This window comes from uncultured Thiodictyon sp. (assembly GCA_903837595.1).
Classification (GTDB): domain Bacteria; phylum Pseudomonadota; class Gammaproteobacteria; order Chromatiales; family Chromatiaceae; genus Thiodictyon.
In genome coordinates, this window is the sequence record CAILVI010000145.1 from 1 (window position 1) to 19,941 (window position 19,941).

Sequence of the window (19,941 nt, forward strand, 5' to 3'; positions counted from 1 at the left end):
CTGCATCGAGGGCGCGGCGGCCGCCGCGACACTGTCACGGATCAGGTCATCGAGTGCCTGCTCCGTCACCGCGTCAAAAAAGGGGGGACGCCACCCGTGTGCTCGAACACCAACGCGTGCGGACCGGCCTCATTGTAAAGGTGCGCCCAACGGATCAGTGTTTGCAAGTGACGCCCCACACGGCGAGCCATCGCCGAGGCGCCACGCCCCTGTTGGCTCAGTTCGTACAAGGCCAGAAACCGCTCACGGGTGCGGGCATGGGGGGCATTCATTGCCTCCTTCCTGAGGTCGTCCGGGATCTGATTCCACTTCGCGAGATCGAGTTTGAGCATAAACGATGCGTGCTTTCGGTATTGGGGACAGGTCTGGCCGACAGGGTGCTCGGCACGGGACGCAAAGTACCACAGAAATTACGTATCCCGCGCTGGGCGCGGTTTAACAGAATAATACTCTGTTTTTCAAAAATTTTTCAGAAACTCGCCGTGCAAACGTCTGGCTACAAGTGGATCGCTTTAATCAAATCGAGTGCTGCAGGCTGCTTGGTATTCGGGGTCCTGTCGATCATCCCCGTACTCTACGACATCCGGCACCTACCTAATTCTGTCCCCGTAGAAAAGCACGGCACTACATTGCGATTTCAGACAGGTGTGTACCTACGAATCAGTTGGTTGGATGTCATTCAGGGCTGTATATCAATAGGGGTTACGTAAAAGATGGGCTAGCGTATCGGCCATGAACGCCCCCTGAACACCTTGTCGGCACCGAACGCCCCGCCGGCATCAAGATCCCGCCTCCGCAGTGCCTACCTCCGCTCCTTGATTTCCACCCCGAGCGAGCGCAGCTTGCGGTACAGGTGGGTGCGCTCCATCCCGGCCTCCTTGGCCATCTTGCTGACGTTGCCGATGTGCTTCTCCAGCTGGTAGTCGAGATATGCCTTCTCGAATTGCTCCCGCGCCTGACGCAGGGGCTGGTCGAAGGACACGAGCCCCTCCAGCGGCGGGGCCTGGATCGGCGGCGGGGCGCCCAAGGCGCCCTCGACCTCCTGTTGGGTGATCTCATCACCGCTACCCAGGATCAGGACCCGTTGCACCAGGTTCTTGACCTCGCGCACGTTACCGGGCCAGGTGTAGTTGCGCAGGAAGTTCTGCGCGCCGACGCTGAAACGGCGGTAGGGGAGCTTCTCGTGGGTGGCAAAGAAATCGAGGTAGAAGTTCAGCAGGTCGGGGACGTCCTCGGCGTGGTCGCACAGGGCCGGGATATTCAGGGGGACCACGTTCAGGTGGTAGAACAGGTCCTCCCGGAAGCGGCCGGCGCGCACCTCGTCCTCCAGGTTACGCTGGGTCACGGCGATGATCCGCACGTCGATCGCCACCGGCTCAGCCCCGCCCACGCGCAGGAAGGAGCCGTTGTCCAGCGCCCCCAAGAGCAGTGCCTGGGCCTCCAGGTCCATGTCCGCCACCTCGTCCATCAGGAGCGTGCCGCCGGCCGCCTTCTCCAGGCTCCCGTAGTGGGTCAGCCCCGCCTCCTCGCTGCCGAAGAGTTCGCGGGCGGCACTGCCGCCGGTGAGCGCCGAGACGCTGAGATCGACGAAGGGCCGATCCCGCCGCGGGCTCTGCGCATGCAGATAGCGGGCAAACGTCTCGCGGCCGCTGCCGGACTCACCGGTGATGAGCACCCAGGTATCGTGCTGGGCGATACGCTTGATCTGCTCGCGCAGCCGTTGCATGGCCGCGCTGCGCCCCACTGGCTCCTGGACGATGGGGGCGCGGCGCTTGAGCCCGATGTTTTCCTGCTGGAGCTTGTCCGCCTCCAAGGCCCGCTCCACAGTGAGCAATAGCTTGGCCATGGACAGGGGCTTTTCCAGAAAGTCGTAGGCCCCCAGGCGGGTCGCCTCCACCGCCGTCTCCACCGTCCCGTGGCCGGACATCATAATCACCGGGCAGGGCAGGCCCTGATCCTGTGCCCACTCCTTGAGCAGGCTGATGCCGTCCAGGTCGGGCATCCAGATATCCAGTAGGATGAGATCAGGGCGCCGTTCGCGCAGCGCCAGCCGGGCCGCCGCGCCGCTCTCGGCGCCGCTCACCTGGTAGCCCTCGTCCTCCAGGATCTCCTGGACCAGACCCCTGATGTCCGGTTCGTCATCGACGACCAAGATGTGTGTAGCGCTCATGGATGTGGGTGTCGCTCTCGCTCGGCTGCCGCTGGCGGCAGTCCCCCGGTACAGATTGGCAGACGGACCCGGATGGTGGCCCCGCTGCCGGTGTTCTCGGCGCCGATCATACCGCCGTGTTCCTCGATTATCTTCTTGACGATGGCCAGCCCCAGCCCGGTGCCCTTGGGCTTACTGGTGACATAGGGCTCGAACATCCGCTCCTGGATGTCCGTGTCGAACCCGGGGCCGTTGTCCGCCACCTCCAACTGGACCAGCGCCGCGCCAGTCGCATCGTCGAGGCGCCGAGTGCTGACCTCGATGCGGGCGTCGTCGTGCCCCTCCAGGGCCTCTTGTGCATTCTTAATGAGGTTATGGATGACCTGGCGCAAACGCAACCCATCCCCGCGGACCCAGGTCGCGGGCGACCCCAACTGGACCGTCAGGGCACTCGCCCCGGCGCTGCGATACAAGTCCAGAACCTCTTGGACCAAGCGGTCGAACTCCAGCGGCGCGGGCGCCGCCTGCGGCGTACGCGCATAGTCGGAGAAGTCGTTGACCATGCATTTCATGGCCTCTACCTGCGCCACGATGGTGCGGGTCGAGCGGTCGATCAACTGGGCGTCCTGCGGGCTCGCCGTGGGAAGGAGCTTGTGGCGCAACCGCTCCGCGGAGAGTTGGATGGGGGTAAGCGGGTTCTTGATCTCGTGGGCGAGGCGCCGCGCCACCTCGCCCCAGGCGGCGTTGCGTTGGGCCGCAATCAGCGTGGTGATGTCGTCGAAGACCACGACGTGACCCCGCCCGTCGGTTCCCGGCAGGGGCAGGGTGCTGCCCCGACACATCAGCGTCTGGCGACCCGCGGTGCGCTGCAGGACGATCTCCTGACGCCAATCCAGGCCCGCCTCGAGGTGGCCGCGCACCGCCTCGATCCAGGGCGCAAGGCCGGGCTGGGCCGCCTCCAGGTTGCAGAGGCTACGATCCTCGGCGGCGGCGAGCCCTAGGTTGAGGATCTGGAGGGCGGCGGGATTGGCGGTGCGCAGGCACTGCTCGGCATCGAAGGCGACCACCCCGGAAGACAACCGCCCGAGCACCGTCTCCAGGTAGGTCCGCTGGGTCTCCACCGCCAGTTGGCTGCGTTCAGCGGCGTCGCGCGCCTGGGCGATGCGCCTGGTCATGGTGTTGAAGGAGGCCACCAGGAAGGCCAACTCGTCGTCGTGCTTGGGCAGCGGCAATTGCTGCTCGTAGTCGCCCTCGGCCACGGCACGGGTACCGCGGGCGATATCGGCCACCGGGGCCACCAGGCGCCGCGCCGTATGGAAGGCACCGATCAGGGCCGCCATGACGCCGAACAGGAGCACCAGCGATAGGGTCAAGGAAAAACTCGTCTTGAGCGATTGCCGCAGATAGGCGAGCTCCGTGTAACGGTTATAGGCATCCTCCAGGCCGGCCGACAGCGCGGTGATGCGGCTCGAGGTCGGAAAGATCGCCTGCATCTGCAGCGGCCGCCCGCCCGGATCGCGGACCACTACGCGGACCACCAGTTCGTCACCCGGTCCGGTCTCGGTCCCCACATAGTTGTTGCCGGCGCGCAGCCCCTGCTGGACCTCACGATCCGCGTAGCTCGGAACCAGCTTGGCCGGGTCCTGATTGGCGGTGCCCAAGACAGCGCCGGACGGTCCGAAGACGCTCAACTCCTCGGCCCCCGCATGGCGCCTCATGCTGTTCAAATTCAGTGCAATGGCGGTGGACGAGCGGTCCTGGATACCGCTCAGCAGGGCCTCGGTGTACTTCACCAGCACCCGTTGGTTAAGATCCAGCGAGGCCTGATTCAGTACCAGTGCGTCCTGCATGGCGCGGCCGATGTCGACATCGAACCAGCTGTCGATGCCACGCAGCAGGAACCCCAGAGAGAAATAGTAGACAACCCCTACCGGCAGAAGCGAAATCAGCACGAACAGCACAACAATCCGCAGCGTCAGCCGCGAACCGGCCGCGCGGCGCCGATAGCGGCGCAGCAGCTTGACCACGTTCACCACTACCAGCACGGCCAGGATCAGCAGACCACCCAGCACGCCAAACAGCAGCGGCACGAAGGCGCGGCTCAAGTCCTCGGAGTTCTGGATCGCGTCGCGCATCAGCACCAGCGCGACAAACAGCGCGCTGACCAGCGCGGCGATCGGCACCATGCCCAGGACACGAATATTTTTCAGTGGGTTAACGGCCATTTCGTCCAGGGACTCGCGAGCTTCCAGGCCCCACTCAGGTAGGCCGTAGGCCGCAGCGGCAGGGGTAACGCCTCGATCTCCAGAGAGACCTTGAGGTGGACCTCATAGGGTTTGCCCGGTTGGAGTCGACTCTGGTCGACCAGGTCCAACCCTTTGATCTCACCTAAGGAAGCGATGGCCGCTTCGCGGGTGACGAAAGTCCGCCCGGCGGTCCCCGGCAGCCGGTAGACCTCGTAGGTCTCCGAGAGCGGCCGGTGCCGGATGGCGTAGCGCAACTCGAGGTCGGTGACGCTGCTCTCCCAGATCCAGGCGTCGGCAAGGCGTACCTGGAATTGCATCAGGATGGTCAGCGGCACGCCGTTGGCCAGGGCCTCCAGGGCCTCGGGCGAGAAACGATAGTCGATCAGGGCGTCCAGGGTATAGGTCCCAGCGACTAAACGGGTCTGCACCTCGGTCACCCGAAAGTCGGCGGCCAGGGCGTGCGAGGCCAGCAACACCGCCAACACCGCCACCCACCAGGTACGCCCCGGACGGCGACCGGACCGGTGCCCAGTCACCCCCACTGTCATTGCGCCATCTTCTCGAGCAGGGCGAAATAGAACCCGTCGCTCCCCCCGTCGGTGGGCAGCAATTGGCGACCATGGCGGCGCTCTCGCCCCCAGGCAGCCGCGGCGTCGCCGAGGAGGATCGGCGCCTCACGGGCCTGCGGCTGGCGCGCGAGGAAGGCGGCGATCTGGTCCTGGTTCTCCGCGGCCAACAGCGAACAGGTGACATACAGCAGCCGCCCGCCGGGGACCAACAGCGGCCAAATGGCGTCCAGGATGCGGACCTGCAACGCGCACAGCTCCGGGATGTCGGTGGCGCGGCGCAGCCACTTGATGTCCGGGTGACGGCGGATCACCCCGGTGGCGGAGCAGGGCACGTCGAGCAGGACCCGGTCGAAGAGCGGACGCACCCAGGTCCCGCGGGGTTCGGCGGCATCTGCGCACTCCACCCGGGCGCTGAGCCCCAGGCGGGCCAAGTTTTCGCGCAGGGGCTCCAGCCGCGCAGGCGCGGAGTCGATGGCGACTAGGTCCAGTCCCGGGCCAGTACGCTCCAGAATGTGCGCGGTCTTCCCGCCGGGGGCAGCACAGGCGTCGAGCACGCGCTCTCCAGGCTGGGCGTCGAGGATCTGGGCCGCGAACTGGGCGCCGCCGTCCTGGACCGAGACCAGGCCAGCAGCAAACCCGGGTAGCGTCTGGGCGGGGACAGGTCGGTCCAACATGAGGCCGGACTCGGTGCCGGCAATGGGGCGGGCGGTAATCCCGTCGGCCGCCAGCAGGCCGGCAAAGGCGCGTCGATCGGTGCGCGTGGCATTGATCCGCAAGCTCATGGGGGGGCGCGCGTTGCTGGCGCCGACGATGCCCTCCCACTCCTCGGGCCAGTCCCGGCGCAGCGCGGCAAGCAGCCACTCAGGGAACAGCCAACGGACGCTGGGCAACGCGTCTGCCTCCGCCAGCAGGGCCTCGCGCTCGCGCAGGAAGCGCCGCAGCAGTGCGTTGACCAGGCCCGCCTTGTCCGGCTTGCCGAGCAGACGCACGGCCTCCACGGTGGCGGCGACCGCCGCGTGGGGAGGCGTACCAAGCACGGTCAGTTGGTAGAGACCGACCAGGATCAGGGCCTCCAGATCGCGGTCGCTCGGCTTGACCGGGTGGTGCAGCAGGATCCCGACCAAGGCCTCCAACCGCGGCAGGACCCGCAGCGTGCCGTAGATCAGCTCCTGGGTGAGTGCGCGATCCGCAGGCGGGCGGGGCAGGACGGATTGGCTCATGACTCGGGTGAGAGATTGACCGCGGTCGCGTACCTGGTGGATTGCCAAGGCAGCAGCAGCGCGGGCGTCCGCGCCGGGTTGGCGTTCTGAGTCCGCGGGACCGTTCCATGGGGACGGCGGAGCCCGCCCTGGGCGCGTATCCGACCTCGGTCCGCCGCACGGCGCGCCCGTGCGATCACGCGGGGTTGGCCCGGCCCCAGCGGGATGCGCGCGTATGGCTGGCGGCTTTGCCCGGCTCCAGGGGTTATCGCTGGGTGCTGCGTCACCTGGGGACGGCAGATCGCGGCTGGCGCCGTCCACAGGGTCTTTGGGTCCGCGCTCAGCCAAGATACACACCAGTCATCACGCGGGCGTTCAGAAAATCGGCGGCGTCCATCGGGCGCTTGCCGGGCGGCTGCAAGCGGGTGATCGCGAGCAGGCCAGCGCCGGTCGCTACCCGCAATCCCGCGCGGTCCGCGGCCACGACGGTCCCTGGCGCGGCCGCCACGCTTGGTTCTGCGGCGACCTGTGCCGCCCAAATCCGCAAGGGCTCGCCCTCGAAGCGGGTCTGGGCCACGGGCCAGGGGTCGAAGGCGCGTACCAGGCGAGCAATGGCCGTGGCCGATTGGGTCCAGTCGATGTCTGCTTCCTCCTTCGTGAGCTTGTGGGCGTAGGTCGCGAGTGTCGGGTCTTGGGGTTGCGCGACCCGGGAGCCATCGGCAATCCCTGGCAGCGCCTCCAGCAGCGCTCGGGCGCCGAGGGTGGCGAGCTTGTCGTGCAGTCCCCCGCCGGTCTCCTGACGGTCGAGGGCGATGCTCAATCGGTGGTAGACGCCTCCGGTGTCGAGGCCCGCCTCCATGGCCATGATGCAGACGCCGCTCTGCACGTCCCCCGCCAGCACCGCGCGCTGGATGGGCGCCGCCCCACGCCAGCGCGGCAGGAGTGAGGCGTGAACGTTGACGCAACCCAACCGCGGGGCGGTGAGCACCCGCTGCGGCAGCAGGAGCCCGTAGGCGACTACCACCATCAGGTCCGCGCCGAGGTCACGCAGTTGCGTGACCGCGGCCCGGTCACGCTTGAGCGATTCGGGTTGGTACACCGCCAGCCCATGGGCCAGGGCCAACTGCTTGACCGGGCTCTGCTGCAGTCGGCGCCCGCGCCCGGCGGGGCGGTCCGGTTGGGTATAGACCGCCACCAGGTCATGACCGGCAGCGAGCAGCGCCGCCAGGCTGGGGACGGCAAACTCAGGGGTTCCGGCGAAGACGATGCGCACTCAGATGGCCCGCTGCCGCGGCGTGTCCGCGGGTTTGCCTTGCCGATGGTCGCGTTCCAGCTTGTGGCGGATGCGCTGACGCTTCAGGAACGAGATATGGTCGACGAACAGCTTGCCCTGCAAGTGGTCGACCTCATGCTGGATGCAGACCGCCAGCAGTCCTTCGGTGTCCAGGGTGAAGGGCTGGCCGTCCCGGTCCAAGGCGCTGACACGCACGCACTCGGCGCGGGTCACCGGCTCGTAGAACCCGGGCACCGACAGACAGCCCTCCTCCCCTTGTTTTTCCCCACGTAACTCCAGTATCTGCGGGTTGATGAGGCATAGGGGCCGGTCGTTCTGCTCGGAGACGTCGATGACTACGATCTGCCGGTGGATATTCACCTGCGGAGCGGCCAGTCCGATGCCCGGCGCCGCATACATCGTCTCGAACATGTCCGCGACGATACGCCGGACCTCAGAATCGACGCATGCCACCGGTGCCGCCAGGTGGCGCAGACGCGGATCGGGGAAGGTGAGGATGTCAAACTTTGCCATGTCAATGAAGGCGCCGAGGGCGGCTGAAAAGGGGTTAAATGGGGCTCGCCGTGGACCTTGAGGGGTCGCCGCCGGGCGTGGTCAGTGGCCGCCGCCGGCCCACCCGCTGGCAGCACCGGAGTTTCATGCGTTACTATCCAGTTCATACTACACCCCGCAATGGGGCCGGGTGAATCCGGAATCGACCCTGGCAACCCTGATCCGCCCTAGCAACCCTAACGGAGGAGTGATGCGCCCGCAGTCCGTCTGCCCCGCCACCGCGACCCGCACGCCCACCCCGCACCTGGCCACGTCACTCCTGTGGGCTGGTGCACTACTCGCAGCCTGCCTGCTGATCGGCCCTGCCGCACGCGCCGCCGAACTCCGGCCGGGTGCCCCCGAAACCTACACGGTACGCCCTGGCGATACCCTGTGGGGTATCTCTGCCCGTTTCCTGCGAGACCCCTGGCATTGGCGCGAGGTCTGGCAAGCGAACACGGATGTCAGCAACCCGAACCTGATCTACCCGGGCGATGTCTTGCGGCTCACCATGGTCGACGGGCATCCGCGCATCGCCGTAGATCGCGGCGGCGAGTCGGTGGTCGGCCATCGGGGGGGGATGCGCGTCGTCAGGCTCGCACCCCAGGTGCGGACGACCTCGCTGAAGGAGGCGATTCCCACCATCCCCATCGCTTACATCGGCCCCTTCCTGACCCAGCCGTACGTGGCGGAGTCAGACCAGATCAAGGGCGCACCCTATGTCGTGGGCTTTCCGGATGAACATATCGTCGTCGGGGTGGGGGACGCGGCCTATGTGCGGCGGATCGACAAGGTCAAACCGGACCGCTTCCAGATCCTGCGGCCCGGGGAAGCCCTGCGCGACCCCAAGACCAACGAGCCGCTGGGTTATCTGGCCACCTTCGTCGCCAGCGTAGCGCTGGAACGCACCGGTGACCCGGCCAAGGTGCGGGTGTTGCGCATGGAGCGCGAGGTCGCCATTGGTGACCGAGTGATTCCAGCGTCAGCGGAGGAGCCGCTGCGGAACTTTTTTCCACGCCCCGCACCTCGGGGCTTACGCCCGGAGATCCTATCCGTACTCAACGGGGTCACCCAGGTCGGCCAATACGACGTGGTGATCATCAATGCCGGGACCCGCGACCGGCTCGAGCCTGGCCATGTCTTCGAGGTGTTCCAGGGCGGAACCAAGCAGACCGACCAAGTCCGGCAGAACGGGAGCGACTGGAACTGGAAAGAGGAGTCGCCGCTGTCCACCGAGTTCTGGTACGGCGCCAACCAGGAAATCCGGGGTTGGCGCCACGACGCGCCGGACTCCGATGCGCCTGTCCCGCCCACGGTTGATGTGCGGCCGCGGCGCTCGACCTACATTCAACCCTTTGAAAGATCTGGTCTTCTCATGGTGTTCCGCGCCTTCGAACGGGTGAGCTTTGCCATCATCCTAGAAGCCAACCGACCGATGCACGTCCACGACCGGATCGCGCCGCCGCCGGCCTGAGGCCGTGTCATCCTTGGACGCCTGGCTGGCCCTGGCGGGAGCGCCCGGGATCGGGCCGCAGACCTGTGCCCGCCTGATCGAGCGTTTCGGCAGCCCCCAAGGCGTGCTCGACGCTGCACCAGAGGCGCTCCGCGAGCTAGGGCTGAAGCCCCCCGCGATCAGCGCGCTTGGGCGGCCGGACCGCGCGTGGATCGACGCCGTGCTGAGGTGGGCCACCCGGCCGGACGCCCACCTCCTGACCCTGGACGACCCGCGCTATCCACCGTTGCTGCGCCAGATCGCTGACCCGCCGACCCTACTCTACGTGCGTGGCGAACCGGGTCTGCTCGCCGACCCGCAGGTCGCGATCGTCGGCAGCCGCAACCCCAGCGCGGCAGGGCGCGAGATCACCCGTGAGTTTGCACGCCGGCTCGCGGCCTGCGGGCTCATCATCACCAGCGGATTGGCCACCGGCGTGGATGGGGAGGCCCATGGGGCAGCGCTGGAGACCGGCAAGACCATCGCGGTGCTTGGCACCGGTCCCGATCGCGTCTATCCGGCAGGCCACCGGGACCTGGCACGGCGCATCGCGGGGCAGGGCGCACTGGTGAGCGAATTCGCGCCCGGGGAGGGACCCTTGGCACATCACTTCCCGCGCCGCAATCGGCTCATCGCAGGACTGTCCTTAGGCACCCTGGTCACCGAGGCGGCCTTGCGCAGTGGCTCCCTGATCACCGCTCGCCAAGCGGGGGAGCAGGGTCGCGAGGTCTTTGCCGTCCCCGGCTCCATCCGCAATCCGCTGGCGCGGGGCTGTCACGCACTGATCCGCGAGGGCGCCGTGTTGGTGGAAGAGCCCGCCGAGGTCCTGGCCGCCCTGGCGCCACAACTGCGGGGACAGCTGGCGGCGCTGGCCCCGGTGCTGCACGGGGGCGGAGCGGATGGCACCGCTTGGCCCGACCCCGACTATCGTCGACTGATCGAAGCCCTGGGCTTCGATCCGGTCGCACCGGACGAACTGATCCGCTGCACCGGGCTTTCCGCCGCCGCGGTCTCGTCCATGCTGTTGGTATTGGAGTTGGCCGGTCATGTATCATCCTGCCCTGGAGGCCGCTACTGCCGTGCGCGGACCTGATCGCCGCCGTTTCAGTCAGCCCGCGGGCTGGCATCGCCCAAGAGGTTCCGATGGATGACAGCATGGTCGATGTTTTGATCTACCTGTTCGAACACTACATGGACGGAGAGTGCGCGCCCCCGACGGATCAGGATGCGTTGGAGGACGAACTGAAGGGTGCCGGTTTCAGCGCGGGCGAGATCGCCAAGGCGCTGGATTGGCTAGACGTACTCGCGGCCGGTGCAAACACTGAAAGCCCCGGTTATCATGGCCGCGCGATGGGTTCCATACGCATCTACACGGACAACGAATGTGCCAAGCTAGACCGCGAGGGTCGCGGTTTCTTGCTGTTCCTGGAACAGATCGGCATCCTCGACCCGGGCAGCCGTGAGTTGGTGATAGAGCGGGCACTGGCCATCGACACCCCGTACGTCGGCGTGGAAGAGCTCAAATGGGTAGTTCTCCTAGTCCTCTTGAACCGCCCGGGTATGGAGGCCGCCTTCACCCGCATGGAAGACCTGATCTACAGCGACGCACCGACCTATCTGCACTGAGTTTATTGATTCCAAAGAGAGTCCTGTTTTTTCGTGGCGGGGCCAAGCGAAGCTGGACCGCTGCGCCCACCCGCCGAACGGTCACAATCCCCCGACGCGGCCAGCGCGCGGTGCCTCAAGCAGCCCACCGAGTGATGTCGCGAACACGTCGTGCTCACCACCGCTCACTGACCACTTTCCCCTGACCACTGACTTCGGTATACCCTAGTACCCCGCTCGACCGAGCACCGAACCCCACCAGGCCCGTACCGCCCATGAATCTCGTCGTCGTCGAATCCCCCGCCAAGGCCAAGACCATCAAAAAGTACCTGGGACCGGACTTCGAGGTCGTCGCCTCCTACGGCCATGTGCGCGACCTCATCCCCAAGGAGGGGGCCGTGGACCCGGAGCACGGGTTCGAGATGAAATATCAGATCATCGAGCGCAACGAAAAACACGTTCAGGCCATCGCCAAGCTGCTCAAGGACGCCGACGCACTCTATCTGGCCACTGACCCGGACCGAGAAGGTGAGGCGATCTCCTGGCACCTTCTCGAACTACTGAAGGCGCGGCGGCAGATCGGCAAGCGTCCGGTCTATCGGGTGGTCTTTAACGAGATCACCAAACGAGCGGTCCAGGAGGCCGTGGCGAACCCGCGGGAGCTGGCCCAAGACTTGGTTAACGCCCAGCAGGCGCGGCGCGCACTGGATTATCTGGTCGGCTTCAACCTCTCCCCGCTGCTGTGGAAAAAGGTGCGCCGCGGACTCTCGGCCGGGCGGGTGCAGAGCCCGGCGCTGCGCCTGATCTGTGAGCGAGAGACCGAGATCGAGGCCTTCGTCCGGCAGGAATACTGGACCATCGAGGCGGACTGCGCCCGTGAAACGCGTCCCTTCGCCGCCAAGCTGGTGGAGTTCGAAGGCGCGAAGGTCGAGCAGTTCACTATCACTGGCGGCGAGCGCGCCGCCGTGGTCAAGGCCACCTTGGAGCAGGCCGCGAACGGCCGGCTCACCGTCGAACAGGTCGAGCGCAAGCAACGCAAGCGCTTCCCGGCCCCACCCTTCATTACCTCCACCCTCCAGCAGGAGGCCGCGCGCAAGCTCGGATTCACCGCCCAGCGCACCATGCGTGTCGCTCAGCAGCTCTACGAAGGTGTGGACGTGGGCGGCGGCGCCGTCGGTCTCATCTCCTACATGCGTACCGACTCGGTCAACTTGGCCCAAGAGGCGATCGCCGAAATCCGCTCCTATGTCGCAGAGCGCTACGGTGCGAACCACCTGCCGCCCGAACCGCGTCTCTACAAGACCAAGGCCAAGAACGCCCAAGAGGCCCATGAGGCGATCCGCCCCACATCGGTCCTGCGTGAACCGGGAAGCGTCAAACCCTTCTTGAGCGTAGAGCAGTTCAAGCTCTATGAACTCGTATGGAAGCGCTCGGTGGCCTGCCAGATGGCCCATGCACTGATCAATCAGGTCTCGGTGAACTTATGCGCCGGGACGGGCAACACCCTGCGCGCCACGGGCTCCACCGTAGCGGAAGCGGGCTTCATGCGCGTCTATCTGGAGGGTCGCGACGACGCCACCGCCGCTGATGACGACGAGGACAGCAACCTCCCGCCCATGGAGGAGGGTGACCTTATTGATCTGAAGGCGATCCGCGCCGAACAGCACTTCACCGAGCCGCCACCCCGCTTCAGCGAGGCGACCCTGGTCAAGGCATTGGAAGAGTTCGGTATCGGCCGCCCATCCACCTATGCCTCCATCATCTCCACCCTGCAGGAGCGGGAATACGTGGTACTGGACAAGAAGCGCTTCCTTCCCACGGACGTGGGCCGGGTGGTGAATAAGTTCCTTACCGAGTACTTCAGCACCTATGTCGATTACGACTTCACCGCTCGCCTGGAGGACGACCTGGATGCAGTCTCTCGCGGCGAGGGCGAGTGGGTACCCCTACTCGAGCAGTTCTGGGGACCTTTCAAAGAGCGCATCGACCACACCCAGGAGCATGTGAAGCGCAGCGACGTCACCCAGGAGCCGATCGCCGAGATCTGCCCGAAGTGCGGCGGGCCACTCTCCATCCGGCTCGGGCGCAATGGCCGCTTCATCGGCTGCACCCACTACCCGGAATGCGATTACACGCGGGATCTGAATGCCGACAACGCCGCGGCGGAGCCCAAAGAAGTCATTGAAGGGCGGGGCTGCCCCGACTGCGGCTCCCCGCTGGAGGTCAAGAACGGGCGCTACGGTAAGTTCATCGGCTGCAGCGGCTACCCGAAGTGCAAACACATCGAACCACTGGAGCGTCCGGAAGACACCGGCATCACCTGCCCGAAATGCAGCAAGGGCACGCTGCAGAAGAAAAAATCCCGACGCGGTAAATTCTTTTTCTCCTGTTCTACCTACCCGAAGTGCGATTACGCGGTGTGGAATGAACCCATCGCCGGACCTTGCCCGCGCTGCGGCTGGCCCGTACTGACGATCAAGACCACCAAACGCAACGGTACCGAAAAAGTCTGCCCCCAAAAGGACTGCACCTTCGGCGAACCTTGCGAGGGGGAGGCAGCTAGCGAGGCGGCGGAGGGCTGAGCACCGAAAGACCGTCGGTCCACGACTGTAACCAGCGGTTCCAGCCAGCAACCGCTGGTTGCTTGTTCTTCTCTTCCGGTTAGGCGGTAGCGCTAGGGCGGAAGGCCTCGCAACAATTATTATTTTCCGATACAGAAGCTCGCGAAGATACGGCCGAGAAGATCGTCGGGAGTAAACTCCCCGGTAATCTCTCCAAAGGCATGCTGTGCTTCGAGCAACTCCAACGCGATCACCTCGAGGCCAAGCCCGACCTCCAGAACCGACCTTGCTGCGTTGAGGCAAATCAGCCCACGCTGCAATGCGTCAAGATGCCGCCGTCGAGCGACGAAGGAGCCCTCACCGAGCCCCTCAATATGCACCCGCGATTTGATGTGTTGGCGCAGTTCCTTAATGCCGAGACCGGTGAGTGCCGATAGGCGAAGCGGCACTATCCCATCCGGCAGTATGTCCCCCGGAACGTGCAGATCGAGGTCTATCTTGTTCTGCACCAGGGTCATTGGGACATTGGGAGGGAGCCCCGAAATTTCAGCTGCCTCTACACCCTGCCGATGGTCATATACCCAGAGGATCAAGTCCGCAAGTTCTAACTGACCGCGCGCACGGCGCACCCCTTCCTGTTCGACCGGCTCCACGGCCTCACGCAGCCCAGCGGTATCGATGAGTTTGACGGGCAAACCATCGATCTGCAGTTCGCAACGCAGCAGATCCCGGGTGGTGCCAGGGATAGGCGTCACGATAGCCGCGTCGACTTCAAGCAAAGCATTAAGGAGGCTTGACTTGCCTACGTTCGGCCGGCCGGCAATGACCACGGTCAGACCATCTCGGACGCGCTCTCCCTGGCGGGCCTGGGACAAGGTCTGCTGGGCGCTGTCTACCAACCTCTCGAGCTCGAACCGAAATCGTACGAGCGACTGCGGGTCAATAATGTCTTCCGGGAAATCCAGCGTTGCCTCGATAGCAGTGCGTAGACGAACCAGGTCATCGACCAGAACACGGATACGGCGGGAGAAGAGCCCTTGTAGGCTGCGCATTGCCAGCCGTGCCGCCAGGGAGGTCGAACTCTCGATAAGGTCGGCAGTGGCCTCGGCCTGAACTAAATCAAGCTTACCGTTAAGGTAGGCCCGTTCCGTAAACTCCCCGGGGCGTGCCAGACGCGCGCCAAGCTCGAGACAACGCGCCAATAGTAAGTCCATCACTACCGGCCCACCATGGCCTTGGAGCTCAAGCACGTCCTCGCCGGTGAAAGAGTGCGGACCGCGGAAAAATATCGCAATCCCCTGATCGATCACGTCACCGGAACCATCGCGAAAGGAGCAAAGCGAGGCGAGCCGCGGTTTGAGATTGCGCCCGAGTATTGCCCGGGCGATTCTTGCGACGCCCGGACCGCTGACACGGACTACCCCAAGACCACCGACACCTGGCGGGGTGGCAACGGCAACGATGGCGTTAGTAACCACTAGCCGGGCAGGATTCAAACCAGCTTGAACTCACCGCTTGCGTCTGGCCGCGGCCTTGTCGGCATTGCGCGTGATGTGCCATTGTTGCGCAATGGACAGGATGTTATTCACCGTCCAGTAAAGGACCAAGCCGGATGGGAAGAACGCAAAGAACACGGTAAAAACCACCGGCAAGCTCATCATGATCTTGGCTTGCATCGGATCCGGCGGGGCAGGATTGAGCTTTGACTGCAGGAACATGGATACGCCCATGATCAGTGGCAGTACGTAGTATTTGTCGGGAACGGAGAGATTATCAATCCAGAGAATGAACGGGGCCTGACGTAGTTCGACACTTTCCAACAAGACCCAATAGAGCGCGATGAAGACCGGAATCTGTACGACGATCGGTAGGCATCCGCCAAGTGGGTTGATCTTCTCGGTCTTATAAAGTTCCATCATGGCCTGATTCAGTCGCTCCTTGTCATCCCCATAGCGGTCCTTCAGGGCCTGCATACGGGGCGTCATCTGGCGCATGTTGGCCATCGACTTATAGCTGGCTTCTGAGAGCTTGTAGAAGGCGAGCTTAATCAGAATCGTGAGCACAATAATCGCCCAACCCCAGTTTCCGACCACACTATAGATCTTATCCAAGAGCCAGTGGATCGGTTGAGCGATAACGGTCAACCAACCGTAGTCCACCGTCAGCTCGAGTCCTGGCGAAATAGCGGCGAGGGCGTCCTGGAGTTTAGGCCCAACAAAAATCGCATTGTTAAACGAATGGCTGGCGCCAACCGGCACGCTCACGGCAGGGGAGAACTGGCCAATGATGAAACGGTTGCCATCCAACACATTAGTATAGAATGTCTCTTCGGCGCCCCGCGGAGGAATCCAGGCTGCTAGGAAATAGTGCTGAGTCATCGCTATCCAACCGTCGGTTACCTGACGATCGAGCTTTTGCTTCTGCATATCCGTAAAGGCTATTTTCTTGTATTTGTCCTGCGGGCTATAATAAACGCCGCCGGTATAGGTACTCACGAACCGCGAGGCGTTGGGGTCCTGCAGATCAGTACGCTGCAACTGGGTATAATCCCTCACCACCAGCGCTTGCGAGGTTCCATTAGTGACTTCCTGGCTCGTCTCTACCAGATAGCTGCCACGGGTGAAGCGCAGCGTCTTCTTTACCTTAACCCCGGCGGAATCAGTCCATGTCAACTCGACCGGCAGCGATGATTGACCCTGGCCGAGGGTGTAATGCAAAGACGCACTGGAAAAGATTGCGTCATGAGTCGGCAAGACGCTCGGAGTTTGGCCGATCAAACCTGACTGAGCAACAAAATAATTTGGCGCATCCGGCTTCAGGAGACGGAACTTCTCATTGCGCTGCTCCGGAGCGATTGGATAATCGAGCAGCCAGGCACTCGAGATCGTCCCGCCCTTTGCAGATATTTCAACCCGCAGGACGTCTGTTTCAACCGTGATCACGGACCCTTGCGCTGAAGCAGCGGGCTCGGCCAAGCCTTGGCCACCGAGCATAGGAGTTGCAGCGGAAGCAGGTACTACCGGAACTTCCGCGGTACGCACTGGCGCCAAGGTACTGACAGGGTCAGATCGATTAACCGCCGTCTCTTTAGGCATCTGACCGTAATCATGCACCCATGCCTGATAGATCAGCAGCAAGACGACGGCCAGCGAGACGACCAGGACTAAGCGGATATTTTCCATGGGTATTAGCGCTTCTTTGGAGGGACCGGGTCAAGCCCGCCGGGGTGCCAAGGGTGGCATCGGGATAACCGGCGCAACGCCAGATAAACTCCCTTTAGCAACCCATGGGATTCAATGGCCTCAATCGCATATTGGGAGCAGCTCGGGTAGAAACGGCAGTGCGGGCCGATCATCGGGCTGATCACCAACTGATAGAGGCGGACGAGCCAAATCAAGATTCGACCCATGTCTTACCGATGACCTTGCGCCACACGCGATCCAAGCCGTCAAACAAATCGCGATTGCTGAGGTGTCTGGCCTTTGGTGCGCAGAGCACCACGATGTCAACCGCAGGTAAGGTATTGGCGTTCAGGCGGAAGCTCGCGCGCGCGATGCGCTTGAGTCTGTTCCGATCGACGGCCCGGGGACAGCTCCTCTTTGAGATCGCTAGTCCCAGCCGTGCCTTGGGCTGCTTGTTGATCCTCGCGAGGAGGAAAAAACCGTTTCCGTCAAAACGTGCGGAGTACTCAAACACTTGCTTGAACTGATCGGCCTGCACGAGCCGACGCGAACGAGGGAAGCGCTCCGTCAGATCTGTGGAGTCGAGGATGGTAGCCAAGAGCCCAAATGCAAATAACGATTTAGCCGCAGTATTAAGGCGCTAAGCGCACGCGACCTTTCGACCGGCGGGCGCTCAATACCTTGCGCCCGCTGCGTGTTGCGCTACGGGCCCGAAAACCGTGTGTACGGGCGCGCTTAATCAGGCTCGGTTGGAAGGTGCGTTTCATGACAACTATCTCTAAGATTCGGGTGTTTAGAGCGCCGCGGGGCAGGCGCCCGGAAAAAAAGAGTGACATTAGTCGGTTTCCCTCGTATTGTCAACATCCGAGCAGCACCTACGAGTTCCGCTGCGGCAACTTTTGCCGAGTACAGCCGACCGGACCACGTAAAAGTTTACCTCAAGCGCGGTCATTTCCCCAGTTGAAGGGAGGGAATCCCGTATCGTCGGCATGGTAGCGACGCGCCGAATCCAGGCTGGCAACCTCAATCCGCACCTCTCCTCACCGGCCAGGCGGACGTGGACCAACGCTTGCGCTTATACTGTTCGGCTAAACCTTTGAGCCCCCATCCCGGACCCCGGGGCAGCGCCGCCACCAGCCACCGTGCGACCCCCCCGCCCACCCCGTCGGAGCATTCCCCTGTGATCGAGAACCTTCGCAATATTGCCATCATCGCCCATGTCGACCATGGCAAAACCACACTAGTAGACAAGCTGCTCCAACAATCGGGCACCCTCGGCGAGCGCTTCGGACCGGTGGAGCGAGTAATGGACAGCAACGATCTGGAGAAGGAGCGGGGCATCACCATCCTGTCCAAAAACACCGCGCTGCGCTGGAAGGATTATCGAATCAACATTGTCGACACTCCTGGCCACGCGGACTTCGGCGGCGAGGTAGAGCGGGTACTGTCCATGGTGGACTCGGTGCTCCTCCTCGTGGACGCTCAGGAGGGCCCAATGCCCCAGACCCGATTTGTCACCAGCAAGGCCTTCCAGCACGGGCTGCGCCCGATCGTGGTCATCAACAAAATCGACCGGCCCGGCGCCCGCCCCGACTGGGTCATCGATCAAGTCTTCGAACTCTTCGACCGGCTCGGGGCCACCGACGAACAACTCGACTTCCCCATCGTTTATGCTTCCGCGATCAATGGTTATGCCGGCCTGACCGACGACGTGCACGAGGGGGACATGACCCCAATCTTCGAGGCAATCATCAAGCACTGCCCGCAGCCGCCGGTCGACCCGGACTCACCTTTCCAGATGCAGATATCGACTCTGGACTACTCAAGCTTCGTCGGCGCCATCGCCCTTGGACGGATCCGTCATGGCAGCGTGCGACCGAACCAGCAGGTAGTCGTCGTTAAGCCGGACGGCGTCCGCTATAAAGCCAAGATCGGCCTAGTCTACGGCTATATGGGACTCAATCGCTCTGAGGTGCCTTCAGCCTCAGCCGGCGACATCGTCGCCTTGACTGGCATTGAGGCACCCAACGTTTCCGATACCCTGTGCGATCCGGACCACGTCGAGGCCATGCCGCAGCTAACCGTCGATGAGCCCACGGTCACCATGACTTTCCAGGTCAACACCTCCCCCTTCGCAGGGCGTGAAGGCAAATACCTGACATCACGCCAGCTCAAGGAACGGTTGGAGCGAGAGCTGATCCACAACGTGGCACTGCGCGTCGAGGAAGGCACTGACCCGGAGAAGTTCCGTGTCTCCGGACGCGGCGAACTGCACCTGTCCATTCTGCTCGAAACCATGCGCCGCGAGGGCTATGAACTGGCAGTGTCACGTCCAGAAGTTATATTCCGCGAAATCGACGGCGTCATCTGCGAGCCCTATGAGCAACTCACGGTGGATGTGGACGATCAGTACCAAGGGGCCATCATGCAGGCCCTCGGGGAACGCAAGGGTGAGCTGAAGGACATGGTCCCCGACGGCCAGGGCCGCGTGCGACTTGACTACGAGATCCCGTCACGCGGACTCATCGGCTTCCAGACCGAGTTTATGACCCTCTCCTCCGGGAGTGGACTGAAGTACCACAACTTCGACCATTACGGTCCCGCCAACCAGGGCGGCATCTCACCGCGGCGCAATGGAGCACTAATCGCCAACGGTCAGGGCAAGGTGCTGGGCTACTCGCTGTTCAACCTGCAGGACCGCGGCCGCTTGATGGTCTCCCCTGGCATGGAGGTCTACGAGGGCCAGGTGATCGGCATCCATAGCCGCGACAATGACCTCGTCGTGAACCCACTCAAGGGTAAACAGCTGACCAACATCCGGGCCTCCGGCTCGGACGAAAACATTATCCTAACCCCGGCCATCCGCTTCACCCTGGAACAAGCGCTGGAGTTTATCGAAGACGACGAACTAGTCGAGATCACACCTGGAGCCATCCGAATCCGCAAGCGTTATCTCACCGAAATCGAGCGCAAACGTCATTCGCGAGGCCCTAAGGTAGACTGATCAGACAATCCCCGAGAGATCTTGGCGCCGAGGCTGCGCGGACACGTGCTTTTAGCGGGAGAGCGGGCACAACAATACTACTCTCGCGTTATAGGTCTCCCCCTTCAGC

General features: G+C 63.6%; 17 protein-coding genes. 5 read left to right on the top strand and 12 right to left on the bottom strand.

What is annotated here, in order from left to right; translation table 11 throughout:
• Nucleotides 1-65 precede the first annotated feature (65 nt).
• The 7 genes from QZY44_RS07775 to def form a co-directional block, all read right to left on the bottom strand.
• Entirely contained in the window at nucleotides 66-332 is a 267-nt protein-coding gene (locus QZY44_RS07775) for a helix-turn-helix domain-containing protein (protein ID WP_295444599.1), read from the bottom strand.
• 470 nt (nucleotides 333-802) lie between these two features.
• A complete protein-coding gene (locus QZY44_RS07780) occupies nucleotides 803-2,170 on the bottom strand; it encodes a sigma-54 dependent transcriptional regulator (RefSeq protein ID WP_295444601.1) in 1,368 nt (455 codons plus the stop codon).
• Nucleotides 2,167-4,374, bottom strand: coding sequence for an ATP-binding protein (locus QZY44_RS07785; RefSeq protein ID WP_295444603.1), 2,208 nt, complete (start codon nucleotides 4,372-4,374; stop codon nucleotides 2,167-2,169). The genes QZY44_RS07780 and QZY44_RS07785 overlap by 4 nt, the downstream gene beginning before the upstream one ends.
• Nucleotides 4,356-4,931 (bottom strand): DUF4390 domain-containing protein, encoded by a 576-nt coding sequence (locus tag QZY44_RS07790; protein WP_295444606.1) that lies wholly within the window; start codon nucleotides 4,929-4,931, stop codon nucleotides 4,356-4,358. The genes QZY44_RS07785 and QZY44_RS07790 overlap by 19 nt, the downstream gene beginning before the upstream one ends.
• 8 nt (nucleotides 4,932-4,939) lie before the next feature.
• A complete protein-coding gene (gene rsmB / locus QZY44_RS07795) occupies nucleotides 4,940-6,520 on the bottom strand; it encodes a 16S rRNA (cytosine(967)-C(5))-methyltransferase RsmB (RefSeq protein ID WP_365303638.1) in 1,581 nt (526 codons plus the stop codon).
• The gene (gene fmt, locus QZY44_RS07800; RefSeq protein ID WP_295444609.1) at nucleotides 6,504-7,436 is read right to left on the bottom strand and encodes a methionyl-tRNA formyltransferase; all 933 of its coding nucleotides are present in this window, start codon (nucleotides 7,434-7,436) and stop codon (nucleotides 6,504-6,506) included. The genes rsmB and fmt overlap by 17 nt, the downstream gene beginning before the upstream one ends.
• Nucleotides 7,437-7,970, bottom strand: coding sequence for a peptide deformylase (def, locus tag QZY44_RS07805; protein WP_295444612.1), 534 nt, complete (start codon nucleotides 7,968-7,970; stop codon nucleotides 7,437-7,439).
• 229 nt (nucleotides 7,971-8,199) lie between these two features.
• Here def and QZY44_RS07810 point away from each other — a divergent pair, with 229 nt between their 5' ends.
• The 4 genes from QZY44_RS07810 to topA all read left to right on the top strand — a co-directional run bounded on the left by QZY44_RS07810 (nucleotide 8,200) and on the right by topA (nucleotide 13,667).
• Nucleotides 8,200-9,462, top strand: a complete 1,263-nt coding sequence (locus QZY44_RS07810; protein ID WP_295444614.1) for a LysM domain-containing protein — start codon at nucleotides 8,200-8,202, stop codon at nucleotides 9,460-9,462.
• Between the two features lie 4 nt (nucleotides 9,463-9,466).
• Nucleotides 9,467-10,573 (top strand): DNA-processing protein DprA, encoded by a 1,107-nt coding sequence (gene dprA / locus QZY44_RS07815; protein ID WP_295444617.1) that lies wholly within the window; start codon nucleotides 9,467-9,469, stop codon nucleotides 10,571-10,573.
• A gap of 50 nt (nucleotides 10,574-10,623) precedes the next feature.
• Nucleotides 10,624-11,106 carry a DUF494 domain-containing protein gene (locus tag QZY44_RS07820; protein WP_295444620.1) on the top strand — a complete coding sequence of 161 codons (483 nt, stop codon included), beginning with the start codon at nucleotides 10,624-10,626 and terminating at the stop codon, nucleotides 11,104-11,106.
• 254 nt (nucleotides 11,107-11,360) lie between these two features.
• Nucleotides 11,361-13,667, top strand: coding sequence for a type I DNA topoisomerase (topA, locus tag QZY44_RS07825; RefSeq protein WP_295444623.1), 2,307 nt, complete (start codon nucleotides 11,361-11,363; stop codon nucleotides 13,665-13,667).
• Nucleotides 13,668-13,786: 119 nt separating this feature from the next.
• Here the strand turns inward: topA and mnmE are convergent, their stop codons facing one another.
• From mnmE to rpmH, 5 genes are read right to left on the bottom strand one after another with little or no spacing between them, the layout of a single operon-like run.
• Nucleotides 13,787-15,124, bottom strand: a complete 1,338-nt coding sequence (mnmE, locus tag QZY44_RS07830) for a tRNA uridine-5-carboxymethylaminomethyl(34) synthesis GTPase MnmE (RefSeq protein WP_295444626.1) — start codon at nucleotides 15,122-15,124, stop codon at nucleotides 13,787-13,789.
• A gap of 30 nt (nucleotides 15,125-15,154) precedes the next feature.
• Complete coding sequence (yidC, locus tag QZY44_RS07835; protein ID WP_295444628.1) at nucleotides 15,155-16,828, bottom strand: membrane protein insertase YidC; 1,674 nt, start codon at nucleotides 16,826-16,828, stop codon at nucleotides 15,155-15,157.
• A 5-nt stretch (nucleotides 16,829-16,833) separates the two neighbouring features.
• Nucleotides 16,834-17,055 carry a membrane protein insertion efficiency factor YidD gene (gene yidD, locus QZY44_RS07840; protein ID WP_295444631.1) on the bottom strand — a complete coding sequence of 74 codons (222 nt, stop codon included), beginning with the start codon at nucleotides 17,053-17,055 and terminating at the stop codon, nucleotides 16,834-16,836.
• On the bottom strand, nucleotides 17,040-17,426 hold the full coding sequence (gene rnpA / locus QZY44_RS07845) for a ribonuclease P protein component (protein ID WP_295444633.1): 387 nt from the start codon (nucleotides 17,424-17,426) through the stop codon (nucleotides 17,040-17,042). The genes yidD and rnpA overlap by 16 nt, the downstream gene beginning before the upstream one ends.
• Before the next feature lie 34 nt (nucleotides 17,427-17,460).
• Nucleotides 17,461-17,595 carry a 50S ribosomal protein L34 gene (rpmH, locus tag QZY44_RS07850; RefSeq protein ID WP_295444636.1) on the bottom strand — a complete coding sequence of 45 codons (135 nt, stop codon included), beginning with the start codon at nucleotides 17,593-17,595 and terminating at the stop codon, nucleotides 17,461-17,463.
• A gap of 413 nt (nucleotides 17,596-18,008) precedes the next feature.
• On the opposite strand from rpmH, the gene typA reads away from it, so the two are divergent.
• Nucleotides 18,009-19,832, top strand: coding sequence for a translational GTPase TypA (gene typA, locus QZY44_RS07855; protein ID WP_295444639.1), 1,824 nt, complete (start codon nucleotides 18,009-18,011; stop codon nucleotides 19,830-19,832).
• The last annotated feature ends 109 nt before the right edge of the window (nucleotides 19,833-19,941 follow it).

Bases quoted from the DNA above. Each gene is read 5' to 3' on its own strand.
- rpmH (WP_295444636.1), bottom strand. From the start codon at position 17,595: ATGAAACGCACCTTCCAACCGAGCCTGATTAAGCGCGCCCGTACACAC.
- QZY44_RS07820 (WP_295444620.1), top strand. From the start codon at position 10,624: ATGGATGACAGCATGGTCGATGTTTTGATCTACCTGTTCGAACACTAC.
- def (WP_295444612.1), bottom strand. From the start codon at position 7,970: ATGGCAAAGTTTGACATCCTCACCTTCCCCGATCCGCGTCTGCGCCAC.
- QZY44_RS07780 (WP_295444601.1), bottom strand. From the start codon at position 2,170: ATGAGCGCTACACACATCTTGGTCGTCGATGACGAACCGGACATCAGG.
- QZY44_RS07785 (WP_295444603.1), bottom strand. From the start codon at position 4,374: ATGGCCGTTAACCCACTGAAAAATATTCGTGTCCTGGGCATGGTGCCG.
- topA (WP_295444623.1), top strand. From the start codon at position 11,361: ATGAATCTCGTCGTCGTCGAATCCCCCGCCAAGGCCAAGACCATCAAA.
- yidC (WP_295444628.1), bottom strand. From the start codon at position 16,828: ATGGAAAATATCCGCTTAGTCCTGGTCGTCTCGCTGGCCGTCGTCTTG.
- QZY44_RS07810 (WP_295444614.1), top strand. From the start codon at position 8,200: ATGCGCCCGCAGTCCGTCTGCCCCGCCACCGCGACCCGCACGCCCACC.
- yidD (WP_295444631.1), bottom strand. From the start codon at position 17,055: ATGGGTCGAATCTTGATTTGGCTCGTCCGCCTCTATCAGTTGGTGATC.
- QZY44_RS07775 (WP_295444599.1), bottom strand. From the start codon at position 332: ATGCTCAAACTCGATCTCGCGAAGTGGAATCAGATCCCGGACGACCTC.